Origin of the sequence: Nostoc sp. TCL26-01 (genome assembly GCF_013393945.1) — a bacterium.
In the GTDB taxonomy this organism is placed as follows: domain Bacteria; phylum Cyanobacteriota; class Cyanobacteriia; order Cyanobacteriales; family Nostocaceae; genus Trichormus.
This window is the reverse complement of sequence record NZ_CP040297.1, coordinates 496,371-511,376: the sequence shown is the minus strand read 5'-3', so window position 1 is coordinate 511,376 and position 15,006 is coordinate 496,371. Positions and strand designations below refer to the sequence as shown.

Annotated in this window: 13 protein-coding genes; 4 read left to right on the top strand and 9 right to left on the bottom strand. The window is 37.8% G+C overall.

Annotation, left to right across the window (positions count from 1 at the left end):
- Positions 1-88: 88 nt before the first annotated feature.
- The 5 genes from FD725_RS02130 to FD725_RS02110 all read right to left on the bottom strand — a co-directional run bounded on the left by FD725_RS02130 (position 89) and on the right by FD725_RS02110 (position 4,654).
- Entirely contained in the window at positions 89-283 is a 195-nt protein-coding gene (locus tag FD725_RS02130; RefSeq protein WP_179046596.1) for a hypothetical protein, read from the bottom strand.
- 55 nt (positions 284-338) lie between these two features.
- Entirely contained in the window at positions 339-533 is a 195-nt protein-coding gene (locus tag FD725_RS02125) for a hypothetical protein (RefSeq protein WP_179046595.1), read from the bottom strand.
- 275 nt (positions 534-808) lie between these two features.
- A complete protein-coding gene (locus tag FD725_RS02120) occupies positions 809-1,486 on the bottom strand; it encodes an ABC transporter ATP-binding protein (protein ID WP_306296891.1) in 678 nt (225 codons plus the stop codon).
- Positions 1,487-1,508: 22 nt separating this feature from the next.
- Positions 1,509-2,780, bottom strand: coding sequence for an ABC transporter permease (locus tag FD725_RS02115; protein WP_179046594.1), 1,272 nt, complete (start codon positions 2,778-2,780; stop codon positions 1,509-1,511).
- 311 nt (positions 2,781-3,091) lie between these two features.
- Positions 3,092-4,654: an efflux RND transporter periplasmic adaptor subunit gene (locus FD725_RS02110; RefSeq protein ID WP_179046593.1), complete on the bottom strand. Its 1,563-nt coding sequence runs from the start codon at positions 4,652-4,654 to the stop codon at positions 3,092-3,094.
- A gap of 626 nt (positions 4,655-5,280) precedes the next feature.
- Here FD725_RS02110 and FD725_RS02105 point away from each other — a divergent pair.
- The 4 genes from FD725_RS02105 to FD725_RS02090 all read left to right on the top strand — a co-directional run bounded on the left by FD725_RS02105 (position 5,281) and on the right by FD725_RS02090 (position 10,452).
- A complete protein-coding gene (locus tag FD725_RS02105; RefSeq protein ID WP_179046592.1) occupies positions 5,281-6,450 on the top strand; it encodes a DUF262 domain-containing protein in 1,170 nt (389 codons plus the stop codon).
- 6 nt (positions 6,451-6,456) lie between these two features.
- The gene (locus FD725_RS02100) at positions 6,457-7,512 is read left to right on the top strand and encodes an MAE_28990/MAE_18760 family HEPN-like nuclease (protein WP_179046591.1); all 1,056 of its coding nucleotides are present in this window, start codon (positions 6,457-6,459) and stop codon (positions 7,510-7,512) included.
- Positions 7,513-7,753: 241 nt separating this feature from the next.
- The gene (phnD, locus tag FD725_RS02095) at positions 7,754-8,752 is read left to right on the top strand and encodes a phosphate/phosphite/phosphonate ABC transporter substrate-binding protein (protein ID WP_179046590.1); all 999 of its coding nucleotides are present in this window, start codon (positions 7,754-7,756) and stop codon (positions 8,750-8,752) included.
- Positions 8,749-10,452 (top strand): sensor histidine kinase, encoded by a 1,704-nt coding sequence (locus tag FD725_RS02090; RefSeq protein ID WP_179046589.1) that lies wholly within the window; start codon positions 8,749-8,751, stop codon positions 10,450-10,452. Before phnD ends, FD725_RS02090 begins: the two co-directional genes overlap by 4 nt.
- Here FD725_RS02090 and FD725_RS32270 read toward each other — a convergent pair.
- From FD725_RS32270 to FD725_RS02075, 4 genes are all read right to left on the bottom strand, one after another.
- Positions 10,449-10,574: a hypothetical protein gene (locus FD725_RS32270; protein ID WP_256871832.1), complete on the bottom strand. Its 126-nt coding sequence runs from the start codon at positions 10,572-10,574 to the stop codon at positions 10,449-10,451. The two genes, FD725_RS02090 and FD725_RS32270, sit on opposite strands and share 4 nt — an antisense overlap.
- Positions 10,575-10,996: 422 nt before the next feature.
- Positions 10,997-11,149, bottom strand: coding sequence for a hypothetical protein (locus FD725_RS02085; protein WP_179046588.1), 153 nt, complete (start codon positions 11,147-11,149; stop codon positions 10,997-10,999).
- A 182-nt stretch (positions 11,150-11,331) separates the two neighbouring features.
- On the bottom strand, positions 11,332-13,488 hold the full coding sequence (locus FD725_RS02080; RefSeq protein ID WP_179046587.1) for a glycosyltransferase family 2 protein: 2,157 nt from the start codon (positions 13,486-13,488) through the stop codon (positions 11,332-11,334).
- Positions 13,489-13,672: 184 nt separating this feature from the next.
- Complete coding sequence (locus tag FD725_RS02075) at positions 13,673-14,989, bottom strand: HlyD family efflux transporter periplasmic adaptor subunit (protein ID WP_179046586.1); 1,317 nt, start codon at positions 14,987-14,989, stop codon at positions 13,673-13,675.
- Between the last annotated feature and the right edge of the window lie 17 nt (positions 14,990-15,006).

Genomic DNA, 15,006 nt, shown 5'->3' with positions numbered 1-15,006 from the left:
AGAATAGGCAGATTAGTTAAAGAAGTAGTTTAATAAATTTGCTATTAGCTATTTCACAAAAATCAACTATGCTTCTTTAATATTTATTTTAGCCTTTGTAGATAAATTGTTTGTAGATGAATGTAGGTCTTAAAGCCAGAAATTGAGCATCAAGACTGTCATCAGCACGCAAGTTATTCATGGCTTGAGTTACTGTGTAATCGAGGCTGTCAATAGCGCTAGTAGCTAGTTCAGCTAGAAAATCTAAATCAGATGCGGGGTTAATTACTGCTTGAGAATTCATTGTTCAGTCTCCTGGATTGTTTGCTTTGAATGGAAAATATGGAAGTAGCTAAAGATTAGCCTTGGTAGATAAATTGTTTGTAGATAAATGTAGGTCTTAAAGCCAGAAATTGAGCATCAAGACTGTCATCAGCACGCAAGTTATTCATCGCTTGAGTCACTGTGTAATCGAGGCTGTCAATAGCGCTAGTAGCTAGTTCAGCTAGAAAATCTAAATCAGAAACGGGGTTGATTACTGCTTGAGAATTCATTGTTTAGTCTCCTTAATTTGGGAAATTACTAATTTTGAAAAACCGGACTTAGTTGCTAGAAAACATCTTAGTTTCGGCTCATGTTTATATATCCGAACGACTCCCAACTTTTATGCAATCGACTTTGATATTTTTGACAAATTTCTAAAATAAAGTTCAATCTCACTCAGTAAATATGGCTGAAAACAAGTCAAGTCAAGCAATCTCCGACTTGGCGATCGCTTGAATTTCCTCTTTACAGAACTTAATATCACATTCGTCTGTTCACAAAAACATCATGACGAAGCCACTATCAACCCATCTTGCACGCGGATCACTCTTTTAGTTTGAGCTGCAATATCAGGCTCATGGGTGACAATCACAATGGTGATGCCCTGCTGATTTAATTCTGTGAGTAAGCCCATCACCTCATGAGACGTTTCTGTATCTAGCGCACCTGTCGGCTCATCTGCTAAAACTAATGCAGGTCGATTGACTAAAGCCCGCGCAATGGCTACCCGTTGTTGTTGTCCCCCAGAAAGTTGACTAGGACGATTAAAAATACGTTCTTCCAACCCCACTCTGTTCAGTGCTTCCAAAGCTCGTTGACGACGTTTCCGTTTAGGTAAATTAGCATAAACCATCGGCAACATGACATTTTCTAATGCTGTTGCTCGTGGTAGTAAGTTAAATTGTTGAAACACAAAACCAATTCTTTGATTGCGAATATAAGCCAACTCATCATCATCATAAGTAGTTAAATTTCTGCCTTCAAAAATATAGTGTCCACCACTAGGACGATCTAAACATCCCATAATATTCATCAGCGTCGATTTCCCCGAACCTGACGCACCCATAATTGACACATATTCGCCTTCCTCAATTGCTAGTTGAATTCCCTTGAGAATAGGAACTTTCATTTCGCCTAATTGGTAGGTTTTAATAATAGATTCCATCCAAATCATTGTTGTCATAGCAGTTAATTACTCAGCACTATTAATCACTACGCAAAGCTGTAATTGGGTCTAATTTGGCAGCATTACGGGCAGGAATTACACCAGCAATTAAACCGACAGTTAAAGATAATCCAAAGCCAACAATTATTGATAAAATAGAAATTACAAAAGGAAATTTAAAAATATTAGCGGCTGTAAAAGCGATCAATATACCACTGCCCATACCTACACAACCGCCAACAATAGAAATGACGATCGCCTCAGTTAAAAATTGATTAAGTATCGCTGAATTCGTCGCTCCTACAGCTTTACGAATGCCGATTTCTTTGGTTCTTTCGACGACAGAAACTAACATAATATTGGCAATACCAATACCCCCCACTACTAAGGAAATGCCAGCGATCGCTACTATCATCACTGTAAACAAACCCACCACATTAGTGAAAGTACTCACAATATCTGCCTGATTAGTGAGACGAAAATCATCAACTTCTGGGGGATATATATTGTGCCGCAAGCGTAAGATATTCGTGACTTGAAATTGTGCTGCTTCTAGTTGCTCTTGATTACTCGATTTAACTAAAATTCCACTAACAGAAACACCAGTTAAAGCATTATTTCCCACCAAGCGTTTCGACATACTGGTGAGAGGAATAAAAATTTGGTCATCTCGATCCATCGGCCCTTGAGAACCCTTTGGTTCCATAATGCCAATGACCTCATAAGCTTCTCCCTGAATTCTGATTTTTTCCCCTATGGGTTTTCCCCCTTCCCCAAACAATGTTTTCAGGACAGTCGGCCCCAGTATTGCTACTTGAGCAGAAGAATCTAGTTCCTCTTGAGTAAAAAACCTCCCTTCTTGGGGATGAGTATTTCTCGCATCTGGGTAGTTCAAGTCTGTACCGTAAATGGTGGTTGAGGTATTTTCTCCGCTATAGACAACTTGGGCGTTGCGTTGCAGATAAGCAGAAACCATCGTCGCTGAAGGTGCTTGTTGGGCGATCGCTTTAGCATCTTCCCAAGTTAAAGTGCTAGTAGAACCCACCCCTTGACGAATATTCCCACTCCTCGCCGCACCCGCCAAAACTTGTAATACGTCGGTTCCCAACGCTTGAATCTGTTGTTCTACACTCTTTTGCACCCCTTGTCCCACCGAAGTAATCGCAATCACTGAAGCAATGCCAATAATCACACCCAGCATCGTTAACCCAGTGCGTAATTTATTACTCCACAGAGTCTCAGCCGCCATCGCCAAGATTTCTAGAAATGGGACTTTACGAGTCTTATCTGCTTTATCTAAAACCTGAATCATATAGTAAGTAGGTAACAGGTAACAGGTGATAGGTGATAGGTGATAGGTGATAGGTGATAGGTGATAGGTGATAGGTGATAGGTAATATTAAGAGGACGTTGGAAAAGTCTGTTTCTTTGTCATGTTGAATGCAGCGTAGCGGAATGAAACATCTCGGTATGTGCCACAAAACCTAGATTCTTCCTGACGCGGAGCGTAAGGAAGAATGACATTTTTATACCTACTGAAACTTTTCAAACACCCTCTAAGACTCATATTTGATTTTTGTTCAAAAATCAGTACACCTTTATTCTTTCTTCCCAGTCCCCAGTTTAAGGAGCAGCATTGCCTGAAGAACGTCCACCACCAGTACCGCGTCCACCACCACCACCACCTACACCTGGAAAAATTCCCCCTCGTGGACGAGATTGAGGGCGTAATCCTGGTGGGAAACTGAGCAACACTTTCTCGTTGCCTTGCAAACCAGATTTAACTTCCGTAAAATTATTTACAGTCACACCAGTTTCAATAGGAGTAAATACAGGTCTTTTACCTTCCCTGGCTACATATACACCCGTAGCATTTTCCAGACGTGTCACGGCAGCTGTGGGTACTACTAAAGCATTTGCTAATTGACCAACTTGAAATTCTGCTGCTACATTCATCCCCGATCGCAGTAATCTTTGAGCATCACTTAAAGAAACTTTCACTTGAAAACTAGTAACATTTTGCTCTACTGTGGCTTGGGCAGCAATTTGACTCACTCTACCTGTAAAAGTTCTCCCTGGATAAGCATCTGCTGTAATGATGACTTTTTGATCCAAGCGAATTTTCGATATATTTGATTCTGATAAATTAGCAACAACTTGATTAGTTGCCGCTAGAGCCAAAATAGAAGAAGAAGTTGCCGAAGAAACAGAACTACCTGAAGTTGTCGGTGTCACAAAAGCACCAGGATCAGCATATTTTTGTGTTACTACACCGTCAAAAGAGGCACGGAGGATGGTGTCATTGATTTGAGATTGGATATTTTGCAATGAACCACGTGCAGATAATACTTGAGCGCGTGCGGCTGCAATATCTTCCTCACGAGTTCCCGCTTTGAGCAATGCTAAAGCTTGTTGTCTTTGCTTAACTACAGCTCTTGCTTGCTGGATATCTTCAATGCGTGAGCCGGCTTTTTGCAGAGCTAATGCTTGCTGTGCTTCATTCACCTGGGCTTGGGCGCTGTCTCTGTCTGCACGTTTTTGGTTGACAGTTTGTAGAGAAATGGCTCCAGAGTTATAAAGTTCCTGATTTCGTTGCAAATCATCTTCTGCTTTACGCAAGCTAGCTTGAGCGCTATTTAACCTGGCCTGGGCTTGGGCAATATCCTGGGGACGATTGCCAGTTTGGGCTTTTTGTAGATTGGCTTGGGCTTCATCTAATTGTGCCTGGGCTTGAGCGATATCCTGTGGACGATTGCCAGTTTGGGCTTTTTGCAGATTTGCTTGTGCTTCATTTAATTGTGCCTGAGCTTGGATGAGTTGCCCTCGTAAGTTGGAATCATCCATGTAGGCTAAGATTTGTCCTTTTTTGACAACATCACCTTCCTTGACTAACAGTGTTTTGAGAATGCCGGAATTTTTAGGACTCAGGTTGATTGACTGTTCAGGCTTGACAGTTCCGTTGGCAGAAACTGTAATTGGTAGAGTCTGTCTTTCCACAGACTGCGTAATCATTCTCCGCCTTGCTTCCTGACGAGGAACAACAGCGAGTTGATAATAAGTGGCATAGCTAATACCACTAAAAATTCCCAAGATAATTAGCCAAGAGAGCCAATTATTTTTCCTTTTTTTCTTCGTCTCTGGAACCAATGCTGGTGAATCTACAGTCTGTGTTGTCTCAAATGTCATTTGCACTCCAGTATAGAAAAAACAGCGACAAACCTAGAACAGTTAAGGGATTTCCAACTAAAAAAATATACCACCGCTTTGGTGAGCAGGGGAGGAAAAATCCCATGATCATATTTGCTCTCACCCATTGAATATTTTATTTTCTGGAAGTCCCTAACTAAATTTATGAATATTCTGGTAATGGGTAATTAGTGATTAGTCAAGAATCATTACCCAGTACCCAGTACCCAGTACCCAGTACCCAGTACCCAATCTATCCAGCCATGCCAGTAATTATCAGCCAAATACTCTATATTTTATGAGTGACAAAAGTCACTAATATATACCAAGTAATCTATGACTAAAGTCATCATAATCGCTAGTTAAGCCAAGATAGGGGACTCAGATTTGATTTTTTAAAAAATCAGTACGTCATAATTTTTTAGAATCATATTGGCTGCCTATCGTGGTTGCCCTGCCCTTCGCGGACATATATATAATATAAAAAGCAGTATATAACTATTACTGAAGCAACATTGGTTGTGCTATGTAATTTTTAAAATAAGCTTTTACCAAATCACTTAAATGATAAATCATAAGATACACTTATAATTAAAAACAACCACTTTTGATAAAGGATGTAGATAATGAATCTTGCACCAACAGAAAGAAGAATGTGGGGAAAATCACCTTCTAAAAATCATATCAATATGTCTGATCCAGCAATAAACCAAAAGTATGAGTCTGGAGAACAAAGAATACTGACTGAAATGAATCGTGAAAAGCTACCAAGCTTTGTTGAAGCCTTAAAGAAACCTGGATATATGGATGTACGTCCTTTTTACCAAAGAAGAACTCGGTGGGATTACAAGATGCAATCAAGACTAATCGAGTCATTCTTAATTAATATTCCTGTTCCTCCTATTGTTCTTTATGAGAAAGAGTTTAACTGTTATGAAGTCATGGATGGTCAACAAAGAATTACGGCTCTTCGTGATTTTTATGATAATCGTTTAAAATTGACAGGACTCGAACTTTGGCCAGAACTCAACGGCAGAACATATGCTAATCTTCCTACCAAAATTAGAGCAGGTATTGACCGCCGCTCCATATCATCTATAGTTTTGATTACGGAGTCAGCATCTGATCCTGAAGAAGCGTTGTTATTAAAGCAACTTGCCTTTGAAAGACTCAATACAGGTGGTGTCGCTTTAAGTCGTCAGGAAATACGTAATTGTCTGTATTATGGTAAATTTAATCAACTCTTACTTGAACTAGCAGATAATCCTATATTTGCAGATGCCTGGGGAATCCCACTTGATAATGAGAAAAATCTGCATGAAAACAATCTATATAAAAAAATGGAAGATGCCGAATTAGTTCTTCGTTTTTTTGCTTTACGTCATGTAGAAGATTTCCGTAGAGGAATGGAAGGATTTCTTGATCTATATATGATGAAAAGTTTAAATTTTTCTGACGAAGATATCGAAATTCTCAAAAATATTTTTATCGAGACTATCAATTTAGTACATCAAATCTATTCAAACAATTTATTTAAGCCATTTGATCCCAATACTGACACATGGAAAGAAAATGCTTATAAAGCTTATTATGATGCAGTTATGGTTGGATTTAGTAGACATTTAGCAAATGCAAATATTTTAGTCGATAGGAAGTTAATAGTAATTGAAGAAACACAAAAATTGTTTAGAAAAGATACATCAAAAATATTTACAGGGGGAGGTAGAACCCAATCTGATATTAAAGAAAGAATCAGATTATTTGACGAAATGCTATATCGAGTCATCGCAGGTTAAAGAGCGATGTTTCAGAATATTTTAATGAGGGTAAAAGTTAATATTAATACTGTCCGTTCTATTATTAAAACCAATGATAGGTTGATGGGAATTTCATTCGCTTCGAGTGCTTTAATTAAAGCAGAAATATGCGAAGAAACAGACGTAATCCTCAGTCAAATTTTGCAAGATATACCGACAGCGAAAGAATGGAGAGTTTATGATCACTGTAGTGCAATAACACGCTTATACGCAATCTATGAGAGTTTTGTAGAAGAATTAATTAGTGATTGGTTAATACTTTTAACAGAGTTATATCCTTGCTATTCAAATTTAGAAGAAAAAATCAGAAATACTCACCGGGTGGGAGTAGGAAAATTACTAACTGAACTTAATAAACACCGATATAAACACCTCTCGTCTGAGAAAGTTGTCCAAGGTCTATTTTATGGCACTAGTGGTGAGAAAAAGTACGAATTATTGCCAGATGCGTTTCTCATTCACGAACAGAACTTACGCAAGGACGCTTTAGTTAGATTATTTGCAAATGCTGGCATATCAGACGCTTGGGTATGGGTTGAGAACCATAGATCCATTAAATATTTTTTAAAAGAAATTAGAGGTAGCCAAAATACTGTAGAAGGGGAACTTAATGAATTTATTGGCTATCGTAATGATGCAGCACATGGTTTTCCTGATGAGGTACTAGGTGCTAGTGCATTATTAGAATTATGCGACTTTGTAGATGCTTTGTCTCAAGCACTTGCTGAATTAATAACTTATCAGGTTATTAAACGCAAGGAATTAATCGGGCAGATTAGAGAAGTTGGCAAGATCACTGAGTGGTTCAAGAAGCCTAATGCGGGAGTTGCAATAGTTGAAGAAATTAAATTATCGATTGGAAACAAAATTTTCTTAGTTAATGAAGAGACATCTTGTTGCTATTTGGTTGCTATCAACAGTATTCAACTTAATGGTAACCCAGTGAATGATTTACAAACAACTGCTGGGATGGAAGTTGGGTTAAAGTTTGACTTGAGTGCTAAACAAGGTCTGCGTTTGTATCAATTAGAAGTTGAATAATTAAGCATTTGAATTCTTGCAATAACAATATATGGATTTACCAACAAAAAAATCCTAATATTGTTGAACCATTAAAACTTTTTCTCTAATCCTCAGTCCCAACCTCACCTGTTACTTTTGGGTTGACGAAGTACTAGTGTTAACGTGACATTCCTCTGGGGAACCATATATTTAGCCAAGTCTGGGGAAACAATGAAAATCCTAGAATTTGTTTGAGCTATCTATATGTGAGTGGAAGCCTATGCAAAAAGCCTTACAGTGGCTTGTTAGCAGATACTTAATCTTAGCAGCGATCGCCCCCCTCATCGGTATGGGCTGCACTGATAACCTATCTAGTAATCAACCTGTGGAAAATCCTGATGTTCCAGCTTTGAGGAGGACTAGAGAGAGACAAGGTACAGCCTACTATAATACATCTGCACTATCTAGCAGCAAAAATAATTTACCCAAATTAACTATTGGTGTATTGTCTACCCAAACTCTCACAGAGCAAGAACAGATGATTCAACCTTTAGATGAATATTTAGAACAATCTCTGGGGAGAAAAGTTGATTTCTTAATAGCTAAAAATTATCAGGAAATTGAAAACTTACTGCTACAAAACAAGCTTGACTTGGCCTATTTAGGAACTGTAACTTATCTTGAGGCAGTAGAAAAAGGTGCAAAAATTCAGCCATTAGCTACTGCCATCGATAAACACACGGGTCAACCTTGGTATCGAGCCTGTATTATTGTCAAAGCAAATAGTTCTATTAAAACTTTAAAAGACCTCAAAGGCAAGCGAGTTGCTTTTGTTGATAAATTATCTGCTTCTGGATATCTTATGCCATTAGTATCTCTAAAAAAACTGGGTATTAATCCTGAGCAAGATTTTGCTGAAGTTATCTATGCTGGAACCCACAGCAAAAGCATGACAGCTTTGGAGGATGGCATTGTTGATGCTGCGGCAACTAATGTTTCTTATTACTTCAAGCAACAAAAAAATGGTCAGATTACACCAGAAAAATATAGATTAATTTGGGAATCTGCGCCCATACCCAATTTTCCCATAGTGGTTTCTGAGAAATTATCACCTGAATTAATCCAGCAGCTAAAACAAGTTTTTGTAGCTAGCCCAGATGGTATTGAAGATATATTAGGAGCCGAGTCGGCTGGATATACTCTTGTTAGTCCTGACGACTATACTCCTATTCAGCAACTCCGGCAAGAACTCAATTTAATCTCTATTCCTAAAAAATGAAAATCTCTACCAAGTTCTTTACAGGTTCTGCTATATCTGTCGGGCTAGTAGTGGCTATTCTTATCGGCAATACTGTAGTTGTACAGCAAATTAAAGAAACTGTCCGAGAGAAAAGTTACGAAAGCACCGAAACTATTAAGACTATTTTAGAAGCAGACAATTCGCTCAAGTCAGAAATTATCGCCCTCAAAGATATTGTCTTATTTAAAAAAAACACCCAAGAGCTAGAACTGTTTCACACACAGTTTATCGCCTCTCTGAATAAATTAGACAAGTTGTTGCCAAATAATGCCAAAATATCGGTGATTCGTCGCCGCCATGAATTACTTAATCAAATGTCAACCCAATTAACTCAGCAAAGTTCTAGTCCGACTTATTTAGCTGATTCACAGCAGTATTTTCGCGCGATTAATTCCTTTAACAGAGATATTGAACTGTTCCTTGATGTACTAATTAAACGTGCTTATAAACAGCGTTTATTGGTAGAACAAGACTTAGAAAATCTTCATCAAGTGCAGAAAATTATCTCTTTTGTAGTTGTGTCTGTAATTCTGATTCTATTGATTGGTAAATTTATCTTGATTTGGCAACCAACTATTAAATCTTTAGAGCATTTACAGCTTGGTACAGCAGAAATTGCTATGGGTAATTTTGATTATCGGTTAGATATTAATACAGGTGATGAAATTGAGGATTTAGCTCAATCATTTAACCATATGGCAGTCAAGTTAGCTCAAGCCCGCGAAACACTGCTGAAAAATACTGAATTAACTGATATGAATCAACTTTTAGCATTAGAAGTTTCAGAACGGAAGCAAGCCGAGTTGGAACTGCAACAGACTCTACAAGAACTGCAACACACTCAAGCACAACTGATTCAAACGGAAAAAATGTCTAGCTTAGGTCAGTTGGTAGCCGGAGTTGCTCATGAAATTAACAACCCGATAAATTTTATTTATGGCAATATTACTCACGCTAGTGAATATACTCACGAGTTATTAGAACTAGTACGTCTCTATCAGGAAGAATTTCCTTATGTGGGAGAAAAAATTAGAGAACAGATTGAAAACATGGATTTAGAATTTCTCCAAGAAGACTTACCAAAAATTCTTGATTCGATGAAAATGGGTTCTCAGCGCATTCAGCAAATTGTCTTATCTTTACGCAATTTCTCCCGACTTGATGAAGCAGAAATGAAAGAAGTTGATATTCATGATGGCATTGAAAGTACATTATTAATTTTGCAGAATCGTTTGAAAGCAACACCACAGCATTCTCAAATTGAAATTGTTAAAGAATATGGCAACCTACCTCTAGTAGAGTGTCATGCAGGACAACTAAATCAGGTATTTATGAATATTATTAATAATGCTATTGATGCTTTCATCGATTCTCCAACAATCAATAATCCTCAAATAACTATTCAGACTGAATTGATGAAGCATGACCGAGTTGTAGTCAGGATTGCTGATAATGGCTCAGGTATGTCTCCACAGGTACAGCAAAAGTTATTTGACCCATTTTTTACGACAAAGCCTGTTGGTCAAGGTACAGGGTTGGGTTTATCAATTAGTTACCAAATTGTTGTAGAAAAACACTCTGGTATACTACGATGTCAGTCTGAATTGGGTAAAGGATCTGAGTTTTGGATTGAAATACCCTTATTTGCCAAAGTAGAAAGTAAGATGTTGCACTGTTAGCTAGTTGGTACTTTGTCAGGATTACCATCTTGTAATCCATCACTCCCACGTAAAACAATAGGTTGACCAGTACGTAAAGTGCAACGATACGGAGGACAAATTATCGCCAATATAGGAATCATATTTGATTTCTGGAAAGAACTCAGTACATCTGTGTTCCCTGTTCCCTGTTTCCTTTCAAATAAGTAAGAATTAGAGGGTCTAGGGGTGTAAGGGTGTAGGGGTTGAAGAAATGACGATAATAAATTAATGAAAAAATAACAATCTTTGAACATAGAGTAAAGTTACAATCAATACAGCAACAAAGCATAGTTTGAGCATAGCAATGTTGCTTACCCAATCTAATTGAAATGGGGTTCATTTATATGACGGAAAATACACAAAAATTAACAACCCCTGACCACAGTATAGGCAATATCTTGATTATTACTTTACTTGCCTTCTGTGGCTTGACTTTCATCATCCTTCTAGGCTTGTTTTAAGAATTTGGCTGTAAGTTTAAAAAGATTTTATGGAAGCAGATTTAAAATGTCTGCTTCCATTATTAATATTTAGGCAAATTTATGTTTCGATAAATATTTTGACTTTTATAGCGGTTCTCGTTCACGTGAGGTACACCCGTAGGGGCAATACCCTGCCTTAAGCCTTCGGCTACATGAATTGCCCCTACACCTTGCAATATAATTTTGTACCCCATTAGAGTGGGAACCGCTATATAGGAATCCGATTTGATTACTGAAATAGTTTGCGTAGGTAGGGAATAGGCAATAGGCAATAGGCAATAGGCAATAGGTAAGAAGTTCCTCCACTGGTACTGATTTTTTTCAATAATCAAATACTAGTCCTATAGAAGGTTCAAGACATCTTCTGCTGTTTCAGCTAAAAGTTTAACTTGCCTCTGGCTTCTGCTAGGGGATAAAAGCGTAAGACTGTTTTTAAAAATGCGCTAGCAGCTTGGATTTCTGTAGTTCTTTTTGGTTGCCAAAGGTGAGGACGACAAAACAGAAATTTGACTAAATTTCTAGTTTGTAATAATGAAAGTTGGCTAAATTCTAGCCCTAGATAAATATGTTTTTTGTCGGTAAATTTTCTGACAATTTTAACTGAAAAATCTGTATCTGTAATTGTCGGGATAGACAAATGTGCTGTTTCTGGTACTTGAGATAGTGATATAGTTGCCGGAATCTTGATTAAAGCTCCTCCTTCTGACAAGTCAACAGTTTGAGCATCCCAAATTGCTGTTAATGACTTGAATTTACAAGTTAAATTATGTTTAAATCTGATAAATATTCGTTCTTGGGGAACTTCAATGGTTGACTGAATACAAACACTTAATAAGGCTAAATTGTAAAAACTCCAAATTAAAGTCACCCCTAAACTAGCAACTTCATCAGTGGGTTCAGCAATTCCTGATAAGTGGCGGAACAACCCAATACAGTAAGCGACTGCAACTAATATTAGAGGTATTCCTAATTGCCAGTTCATATTGATTTTTGATAACACCACACCTTTAGGCGTAACTTTAAATCTACTACCAAATGGGGCAATTAAAGTTTTACATACAGCAATAGTTACTGGAAAACACATTAAAATATCAAAGACATCTGACCAAATAATTGACCTCAATCCACCATTAATCCAATTAAAAATACATAGATTAAAAATATAATAGGGTAAGAAGAAAATTAAAATTCCTGGCAGTGTTGGCTTGATAGCAAAGATGCCAAAGAGTAGTGAAAAAGCTGGTAGGAGTAAGTAAAATAAGCGGGTGATGGCAGTACACCAAAAAATAATGGCTGAGAAATGTACTAGACGCTGAATTAAATTCAGTCCTGAATAAAATAGTGGTGGATGTTGCGGACAGAAAAGTAATTGTAAATTGCCTTGCGCCCAGCGTAATTTTTGATTGATATAAGCACTGATATTTTCTGGTGCAGCCCCGGCAGATATTAACTCATTTAAATAAATAACTTTATAGCCTTGGTTGAGGAGTTGCATTGAGGTGTAAAAATCTTCAGTGATACTTTGAGTGGGAATACCACCAATTTTTGCTAAGGCGCTGCGACGAATGATAAAGGATGTTCCCGAACATAGGGGTGAATCTAAAGCATCTCTGCCAGCTTCCATGTACTGAAAAGATAAATCAACATCGTTACTCACGAGATGATCAACTTTTAAATTGACTAAAAAAGAAGATGTATTATAAAAGTTTTGTGGGGTTTGGATTAGGGCAATTTGGGGATTTTGAAAGAAGCCAACTGTACGTTCTAAAAAATTTTCCGTAGGTACAAAATCAGCATCGAAGCTAGTAATCAATTCTCCTGATGTGAATTTTAAAGCATGATTAATATTACCTGCTTTGGCATGGGAACGATCAATGCGAGCAATATAAAAGCAGCCTAAATCTTGAGCTAATTTTTCTACTTCTGGACGACAACCATCATCTAAAAGATAAATCTTTTTCTGGGAATAATTAATTAACTGACAACCGATAACTGTACGAGTCAGAATATCGAGAGACTCATTATAAGTGGGAATTAAAATATCAACAGTTGGTTGATAATCACCATGAATAATTGCGGGAGATAAATAGTCTGCTTCTTGAGTGCGATCGCGTACCATCACAGTTTGCCCATAGAAGCTGATCATACTGATATAATTCAATAGCTCGGCTAGGAAAAATAACACGCTCAAGCTACCAATCCAAAAATTAGGTAAATAGAGAGTACCCAACAATCGCCAAAGCATATACTCTGTAACTAGAGCGATCGCAATTATCGCTGCAATTAATCGACTCCAATACCCAGGTTGAGGGGAAAAATATTTTAGTAACAGCGCAGCCACTAGACTACAGCCAGTGGGTAAGCATATCTGCAACAACCCCGCTTCTGTGGGTGCAAAAAAGTGATGACAGGCTTCTAGCCAAGCCATGAAGGCAATTTCCCACTCTGATAAGTCTATATCTAAATCAACAATACTCCATCCCAAAACAATTACTAAAGCAGAATAAAACCACCATAAATTTTTCACTTGCATTTAGACCGTTTTTTCAAAATAATGCTGTAAACCAGATTAGACTTTCTGATAACAATTACTCAGTCAGTGAGGTACGGGAGGAATAATTTTAAACGCAGAGGGACGCGGAGGAAAGCGCGGAGGTGCGCGGAGGTTTTTTTGGTTTTATTAGCATCAGATTAAGAAACGCTATAATTACGAATTATCAATTTTTCTTCCCAAAGCGGGGAATCACTACTTCTGCACTGCGTCCGACAAAACAAAACTCTTGGGAATTTGTCGGTTCTGTCCACTCTACGCCGATGCGTAAAGCCACTTGGCGTTGAGGTAAATCTTTGAGTAAACCAACCACATCTTCCCCCGCACTCATTCGTCCGACTCCGGCGCGAATTGCTAAAATTTCGCCACGCCAGCGTTGCTGAGTTTCACCTAAGAGTTTGATTTGTACAGCCATTCCTGGCGAGAGTTGGGCTGCACTTTGTTCGGAAACTAAAGCTTCAACCCAACGGTTACGACAATTCACCATTGCCAAAATTACTTCATTAGCTTCTAAATATTCATGGCTACGGGATTTAATTGACCAAATAGGCCCAGGAAAGGCAGGTTTAATAGCTGCTAAGGAATCTATTTTTAATTGTTTTTCAATTTTATTTAATTCAGTCTTAATGGCTTGAATTTCTCCATCGGTACTAATTTTTTTTTGCTGAATCCCTATCAATTCTTTAGCTAAATCTTGTTGATGAATCAGTAATTGTTGTTGACGATTTTCTGTGTCACCGACTCTTAGCATAAAGTTAATTTGTACAGATGATAAATTAGCTTCGTTGATTTGTAGTTGCTGTACAGATTGTTGATAAGATTCCGTTGCTTTATTCACATTTTCTTGCAATTGTTTAGCCACGGATTTGAGTTTTTCCGCTTGACTAGCTGATACTACCTGTTCCTGCGCTAATTTTTGATAACGCTGTGCTTCTTTTTCGGCGATCGCTGCTGCTTCTTTTTGTTGTGATAACTCGGCATAAGATTGATTAATATCTCTTTGGGTTTGAGCTAGTTCTAATTTTTGTTGTTGATTTTGTAAGAGCTTTTGTTGAGTAAGTTGCTGGTCGTATCTATGAATTTTACCATCGAGTTTGTTGAGGATTTTTTCATAGGTGCTAGCTTGATTATTCAGACTCAGCAATGATTTTTGAGCAACACTCAATTGAGTTTTTAATTCTTCTCGGCGTAAAATTAAGGTATTCGCTCTGGGGTTGGATACTTGCCCTAAAACTGTATTAGATTCTATCCATTCTCCAGGCACATATTGATTATTTAATTGTAAATTGCCGGCGATGGGCGCACGGATATAGACGATATCACCGTTGATATAAGCCCGACTACTGCGAATACTTAAAAGATGCTGGACAAGAAATGTTAAGCCAACTCCCAGGACTCCACAGGCTAATACTAATCGGGTTGATTGAAAGATGCTAGTGCGTTTTGGTTTTGGTAGTTTAAGAAATAGGACTTTAATAAACACGGGTTTGAAAAGGGGTG

Coding starts and splice junctions, on each gene's coding strand:
- FD725_RS02130 (WP_179046596.1), bottom strand. CDS start 283: ATGAATTCTCAAGCAGTAATTAACCCCGCATCTGATTTAGATTTTCTA.
- FD725_RS02125 (WP_179046595.1), bottom strand. CDS start 533: ATGAATTCTCAAGCAGTAATCAACCCCGTTTCTGATTTAGATTTTCTA.
- FD725_RS02120 (WP_306296891.1), bottom strand. CDS start 1,486: ATGACAACAATGATTTGGATGGAATCTATTATTAAAACCTACCAATTA.
- FD725_RS02115 (WP_179046594.1), bottom strand. CDS start 2,780: ATGATTCAGGTTTTAGATAAAGCAGATAAGACTCGTAAAGTCCCATTT.
- FD725_RS02110 (WP_179046593.1), bottom strand. CDS start 4,654: ATGACATTTGAGACAACACAGACTGTAGATTCACCAGCATTGGTTCCA.
- FD725_RS02105 (WP_179046592.1), top strand. CDS start 5,281: ATGAATCTTGCACCAACAGAAAGAAGAATGTGGGGAAAATCACCTTCT.
- FD725_RS02100 (WP_179046591.1), top strand. CDS start 6,457: ATGTTTCAGAATATTTTAATGAGGGTAAAAGTTAATATTAATACTGTC.
- phnD (WP_179046590.1), top strand. CDS start 7,754: ATGCAAAAAGCCTTACAGTGGCTTGTTAGCAGATACTTAATCTTAGCA.
- FD725_RS02090 (WP_179046589.1), top strand. CDS start 8,749: ATGAAAATCTCTACCAAGTTCTTTACAGGTTCTGCTATATCTGTCGGG.
- FD725_RS32270 (WP_256871832.1), bottom strand. CDS start 10,574: ATGATTCCTATATTGGCGATAATTTGTCCTCCGTATCGTTGCACTTTA.
- FD725_RS02085 (WP_179046588.1), bottom strand. CDS start 11,149: ATGGGGTACAAAATTATATTGCAAGGTGTAGGGGCAATTCATGTAGCC.
- FD725_RS02080 (WP_179046587.1), bottom strand. CDS start 13,488: ATGCAAGTGAAAAATTTATGGTGGTTTTATTCTGCTTTAGTAATTGTT.